The organism is Paraburkholderia sp. (genome assembly GCF_026225065.1).
GTDB lineage: Bacteria > Pseudomonadota > Gammaproteobacteria > Burkholderiales > Burkholderiaceae > Paraburkholderia.
In genome coordinates, this window is the sequence record NZ_JAMFSB010000319.1 from 1 (window position 1) to 2,522 (window position 2,522).

A 2,522-nucleotide genomic window follows, 5' to 3' on the forward strand; every position below is an offset into this window, starting at 1 on the left:
ACTGGTCGATCACATACGTCGGATAGCCGCTCCGGACGAAATATTCCTCCCACCCCATCCGCCCATCCGGCGTCGTCTCCCATGTCATGCCCGTCAGGCAGCAGCCATGGATTAGCGTCAGCGACACGGGTTTGGCGCTCGTGGGAACCTGGTAATGAACGTACATCTGGTCGACGGTAACGGTACCCGAGGCCACGTAGTTCGGCAGCGTCGAAAGCGTGTCCGAATGCACATCGCGTCCGCCGATGAAAAAGCTCCCCTGCTTCGCAATCGACATTGGACCGGACAGCGCGGCGGCACGATTGGCCGGAGACGATGCGCAAGCAACTAGGCCGACGGCGCATGCCGCCGCAACGAGCATCGTGCCGATCAGACTTGCTGTGAGCTTCCTCGTACGTACCATGTGACTGTCTCCTCGTTAGCGGTGGGTGCTTTATCGATCAAGGGCAACATGCGCAGAGGGCTCTGGGCGTTGCGCATGTTCCGGCTCCGTATCGTACAACGGCCGCTTTAGGGACGTTTGCCAGCCGCCAATGCTGATGCCGAAGCCCGTTGGACACGAATCGAAGGTGGGATTTTGAAAGCAGGACGGTCTAAACTACCTGGATTGGCATCGGCGCCACGCAGCCGAATCCGGAGATCCCATCATGAAGATTGCGAAAGTCGTAATCGGAATAGCCACCCTGGTTGGTGTAACCGCAGCGTATGCCGACGGATTCGTCGTCACGAGGTCCATTTCGAACGGGCGCGAACTGCGCCTGCTCGAGCACACCAGCGAATGCGATGGCGGCCCGGGCGCGTTCATTTACCGGCGCGGCAAGCAGATCGATCAGACCTGCAATGTCAACGTCACCGCAAGAGGCGCGACGGTGATCATGCCGGCTTTCGAGCCGCGCATGTTCTTCCCGCGCGACACGCTGTACGAAAACTCGAAGTCGTAGGCGCAAGCCGCAGGACCAGATCGCCTGAGCGCTGGCGGCCGTTCCGCGCATCGGGCGTCAACGCACGTCGCCCTCCAGACACGCCGGCAGTCCCCACGGGCCCGGATCGAACTGATCCAGCGAGTCCAATACTGAATGCGCGTGCGCGAAACGTTCACGGCTCATCGCTGGGTCCGGGACGGCAATCACCTGCATGCCGGCCGCCCGGGCGGCCGTGACACCGAACGGCGAGTCTTCGAACACCAGCGCTTCATGCGGCGCCACCCCAAGACGCCGAGCCGCCACCAGGAAAATATCGGGCGCTGGCTTGGCCGCCCGTACGTCCGGATCGTCTGCGGTCACCACGACATTGAACAGCCCGAACCAGTCTCGATGCCGGGCAGTTTTGATCTCGACATACGCGCGCGACGAACTCGTACCCACCGCAATCGGCACCCCGCGCCGTGCCAGTTGCCGCACGAGTGAAACGGCACCCGGTTTGGCGGGCGAATCGGCAAAGCCCGCCTGCAAAAGAGGTTCGCGCTCCGCGAGGAAATCATCCACACTCATCGGCAGTTCAAGCGCACCCACTACATATTCGGCCAGGTCGCGCGCGCCCCGGCCGATCGTGTTTTGCTTGACCTCCCAGTCGAACGCCTTGCCAAAGCGACCCGCGATCTGCTGGGTCACCGCCGTATAAACGCCTTCGGTATCGAGCAGCAGCCCGTCCATATCGAAGATCACGGCCCGCACTGGAGCGATTCCCGGCTCATTCGCCATACGGCACCCAGATGTTTTTGACCTGAAGCGCATGGCGCGCAAATTCGCCGCTCGCGAGGGGACCGCCGTCTTCGGCGAGCAAAGCGGGATCGGGCGACCAGACCGGTTTCAGATTACCCGCCGACTCGGCTTCGACGCTCGCGCGGCCGGCAGCGTCGCCGGCGTACCACAGCGCATCGACATCGTTATGGGCGGCGAGCGTCTGCACCAGCTCGCCGCGCGGACCACTAAGCAGATTGACCACGCCGTCCGGCACATCGCTTGTATCTAGCAATTGATAGAACTCGGTCGCGACCAATGGATGCGTCTGCGACACCACCGCGACGACCCGATTGCCTAGCGCGATAGCCGGGGCAATCAGCGCTACAAGGCTAATGAGCGGAGCGTTCTCAGGGCAGGCGATGCCGAGCACGCCCCAAGGCTCGTTCATCGCAAGCGTGACATGACGGGTCAAAGTGGAATGAACGCGGCCGTCGTGCTTGTCGGCGAGCGCTGCGTAGCGAAACAGCCGGCGAATGCTGAGTTCCACCTCACGCGCTGCTTCGAACTCCGAAGCTCCGGTGCACTCGCACAGCAAGGCCGCGAACCCCGGCTTACGCGCCGCGAGGTTTTCCGCGAGGTAGTAGATCACCTGTGCGCGCGCATGCCCCGACAGTCCCGACCAGCCGCTCGCCTTGCGCGCCGCCTCGACGGCATTGCGCACATCCTTGCGATTGCCGAGCGGAGCAAGACCCAGCGGCGCGCCGTTCGCGCCGAAGACCCGATAGCTGTAGCCGGAGTCGGGCCGGGTTTGCTTGCCGCCGATATAAAGCTTCGCGGTTC

3 protein-coding genes and 1 pseudogene are annotated in these 2,522 nt (G+C 63.0%); 1 reads left to right on the top strand and 3 read right to left on the bottom strand.

Annotated features, from left to right (window positions below; genetic code table 11):
* A pseudogene (locus M0954_RS22530) lies at positions 1-403 on the bottom strand (hypothetical protein); the annotation flags it as partial.
* Between the two features lie 244 nt (positions 404-647).
* Here M0954_RS22530 and M0954_RS22535 point away from each other — a divergent pair.
* On the top strand, positions 648-941 hold the full coding sequence (locus M0954_RS22535; RefSeq protein WP_133892276.1) for a hypothetical protein: 294 nt from the start codon (positions 648-650) through the stop codon (positions 939-941).
* A 57-nt stretch (positions 942-998) separates the two neighbouring features.
* Here the strand turns inward: M0954_RS22535 and M0954_RS22540 are convergent, their stop codons facing one another.
* Positions 999-1,700 (bottom strand): HAD-IA family hydrolase, encoded by a 702-nt coding sequence (locus M0954_RS22540; RefSeq protein WP_297355580.1) that lies wholly within the window; start codon positions 1,698-1,700, stop codon positions 999-1,001.
* The coding region (locus M0954_RS22545; protein ID WP_297355582.1) for an aldehyde dehydrogenase family protein at positions 1,690-2,522 on the bottom strand (833 nt) is incomplete at its 5' end. The genes M0954_RS22540 and M0954_RS22545, both read right to left, overlap by 11 nt.